Genomic DNA, 3,092 nt, shown 5'->3' with positions numbered 1-3,092 from the left:
GTCGACGACATTTTTCTTTGACTTCGACATTTTTTCGATGCGACCGATATCAAGTTCCTTCCCATCATTGATGAGAAATGCTCCGTCTTGTTTTCGCTCTATTTCATCAGGAGAATAATAGGTTATTTGTGGAATAGGCTGTCCGTCATCATCCAGCGGGCCTGCCATCGAAAAATGTTTGCTGGAATATGTTTCGTGCGTCACCATGCCCTGGGTGAACAGGCTTTCAAACGGTTCGGCAAAATCCAGCTTGCCGATACTTGCCAGCGCCCGTGTCCAGAAGCGCGCATAGAGCAGATGCAGGATCGCATGTTCGACGCCGCCGATATATTGCGTCACCGGCAGCCATTTTTTCACCACTTCCGGATCAAAGGGCCGGTCATCGGGCTGGCTGGCAAAGCGCAGGAAATACCAGCTGCTGTCGACAAAAGTATCGAGCGTATCGGTTTCGCGTCGGGCCGCCGCGCCGCATTTGGGGCAGTCGATATGTTTCCAGCTGGCGTGCCGCTCCAGCGGATTACCCGGGGTTTCAAAATCGATATCTTCGGGCAGCACGACCGGGAGCTGGTCTTTCGGCACCGGCACCGGACCGCAAGCATCGCAATGGATGATCGGAATCGGCGTGCCCCAATAGCGCTGGCGCGAAACGCCCCAGTCGCGCAGCCGCCAGGTGGTCTGGGCCTTGCCCCAGCCTTCGGAGTCCGCGCGATCGATGATCGTCTTCTGGGCTGCCTCGATGGTCATGCCGTCAAGAAAGGCGCTGTTTACGATCTTGCCGGGGCCGGTATAGGCCTCGTCGCCGGTAAACAGGGCGTCTGTTTCCTCGCCATCGGAAACCACGCGCTTGACCGGCAGGTCATATTTGCGAGCAAAGTCGAGATCGCGCTGGTCATGGGCAGGCACGCCAAAGACCGCGCCGGTGCCGTAATCCATCAGCACGAAATTGGCGACATAGACCGGCAATTGCCAGTCTGGATCAAGCGGGTGGGTGACGGTCAGGCCGGTATCAAAGCCCTTTTTCTCCATCGTCTCCAGCTCGGCTGCCGTGGTGCCGCCGGCTTTGCAGTCTTCGGCAAAGGCCGCGAGCGCGATGTTCGTTTCTGCCAGTTGCCGGGTCAGCGGATGGTCGGCCGCCAGCGCGATGAAACTCGCGCCGAAGATCGTGTCCGGCCGCGTTGAAAAGACCTCGACCGTCGCGATATCAGCCTGAGCTTCCGCCAATGCGAAATGGAATTGCAAGCCTTGCGATTTGCCGATCCAGTTTTCCTGCATCAGCCGGACTTTTTCGGGCCAGCCTTTCAGGTCACCCAGTCCGGCCAGCAAATCCTCGGCAAAATCGGTAATCTTCAGAAACCATTGGCTGAGCTTGCGTTTTTCAACCTGAGCGCCGGAACGCCAGCCCTTGCCGTCGATCACCTGCTCGTTGGCAAGCACGGTCATGTCGACCGGATCCCAGTTGACCGCCGATTCCTTGCGATAGACCAGACCGCCTTCGAACAGGTCAATGAACAATGCCTGTTCGTGGCCATAATAATCCGGGTCGCAGGTCGCCAGTTCGCGGCTCCAGTCAAAGGCAAAGCCGAGCGTTTTCAGCTGGCTGCGCATGGAAGCGATATTGGCTCTGGTCCATTCGCCGGGATGGACTTTCTTTTCCATCGCCGCATTTTCCGCCGGCATGCCAAAGGCGTCCCAACCCATCGGGTGCAGCACTTCATAGCCCTGCATCCGCCGGAACCGGGCGAGCACGTCGCCCATGGTGTAGTTGCGGACATGGCCCATGTGAATGCGGCCCGATGGATAGGGAAACATTTCCAGCACATAGCTGCGCGGCTTGCTGCTCGCGTCGTCAGCCTCGAACACGCGCGATTCGGCCCAGCGCGTTTGCCAGCGTTTGTCCGCCGCCAGTGGATTGAATCGCTGATCGGTCATTGCGGCCCCATTATATGGCAGGAAAGTTTAGTTGGAGATCGCACCGCGCCGCAAGTCGCGGGCCTTGGTGAGGATGATCTGTTCCAGTTTCTGCGTGGTCGCTGCCTTGACCGGGGCATCCACCCAGGTGCCATTGGTGGCAACTTGACGGGATGCCGCGACGCGCAAGGCATCGGCGCGCAAATCCTGATCGAGGATCGAGACATTGATTTTCATCCGCTCGCCAGGATTTTGCGGGTTCACATACCAGTCGGTCAGGATCACGCCGCCATTGCTGTCGGTCTGGGTTAGCGGCATGAATGACAGCGCATCAAGCGAGGCACGCCACAAATAGCTGTTCACGCCTATGGTCGTAACCTGCGAGGCGGCAATGTCGGCTTGCGGCCGTTCTTTGCCACCGCATGCAGAGAGTAAAGACAATGCCAGCAGGCTGGCGGTTGTGGATCGCAGGAAGAGAGATGGTTTGAGGCGGGACATGAAGCGCTCCTGGTTGTATTTTGTGCCGATACAAAATCTTTTTTGCAGGATTTGTTCCGGACATGATATCATTTCAGCGCTCTCTATAAATGCTTTGCCGCAAGGGGCAAGCACAAGCGCATGTTTCGCTCTTGTGCAGCATCGAGTGAACCCCAGTTGAATGGCCGCAAAATCATGTTGGGTTCATCTTTTTGATGCTAGGGTAACCATGATGTCCGGATAAAAGCGTAACCGAACTGCAACAGAAAAGCGCTAGTTTGGGAAAATCGGACAAAAACAATATGTTGACTCGTGCAGATTGGCAGATTTTGTTATATCGACAGTCAGACAAAGGGGTAGCAATTTCATCATGACGAAAAAGGTCAGTCATTTCGGTTGGTTAGCGACGGGACTCGCGATCTCTGGCCTTGTTATGACTCCTGCTCTGGCGAAAGTGCTTTCCAGCGATGATGGGATGGTTTCGCTCAAAACATTGGGATCGATCGGTTCCTTTACCGTGGCTGGTGCCGACCCTGATCTTGTAGCCAAATATAATCTCAGCACCCTGCGCGGCAACGCCAGCTTCAAATTCACGCCATCTGGCGGGACGCGGGACGGAGAGCGTTCGGTCACCGTAGTGGTTCGCCAGAAGTCGGACGCCGTTTCCATTCGTGAAAATATCCTCGCGGCCGCACCCGGATCGGGTG

2 protein-coding genes and 1 pseudogene are annotated in these 3,092 nt (G+C 56.4%); 1 reads left to right on the top strand and 2 read right to left on the bottom strand.

All coding sequences use genetic code 11. The annotated features are described in order from the left end of the window. Together leuS and V7665_RS05950 are read right to left on the bottom strand one after the other, a co-directional pair. A partial coding sequence (gene leuS / locus V7665_RS05955) for a leucine--tRNA ligase (protein ID WP_335663618.1) occupies nt 1-1,929 on the bottom strand: 1,929 nt, incomplete at its 3' end. Nucleotides 1,930-1,956: 27 nt separating this feature from the next. Then, on the bottom strand, nt 1,957-2,406 hold the full coding sequence (locus V7665_RS05950) for a DUF3576 domain-containing protein (RefSeq protein WP_335663617.1): 450 nt from the start codon (nt 2,404-2,406) through the stop codon (nt 1,957-1,959). Nucleotides 2,407-2,818: 412 nt separating this feature from the next. Here V7665_RS05950 and V7665_RS05945 point away from each other — a divergent pair. Beyond that, nucleotides 2,819-3,092: pseudogene (locus V7665_RS05945) on the top strand (hypothetical protein); the annotation flags it as partial.

The sequence above is a fragment of the Parasphingorhabdus sp. genome (assembly GCF_036964675.1).
Taxonomy (GTDB): domain Bacteria; phylum Pseudomonadota; class Alphaproteobacteria; order Sphingomonadales; family Sphingomonadaceae; genus Parasphingorhabdus.
The sequence above is the reverse complement of the archived record's forward strand: the minus strand, read 5'-3'. Positions and strand labels throughout refer to the sequence as shown.

Bases quoted from the DNA above. Each gene is read 5' to 3' on its own strand.
- V7665_RS05950 (WP_335663617.1), bottom strand. From the start codon at position 2,406: ATGTCCCGCCTCAAACCATCTCTCTTCCTGCGATCCACAACCGCCAGC.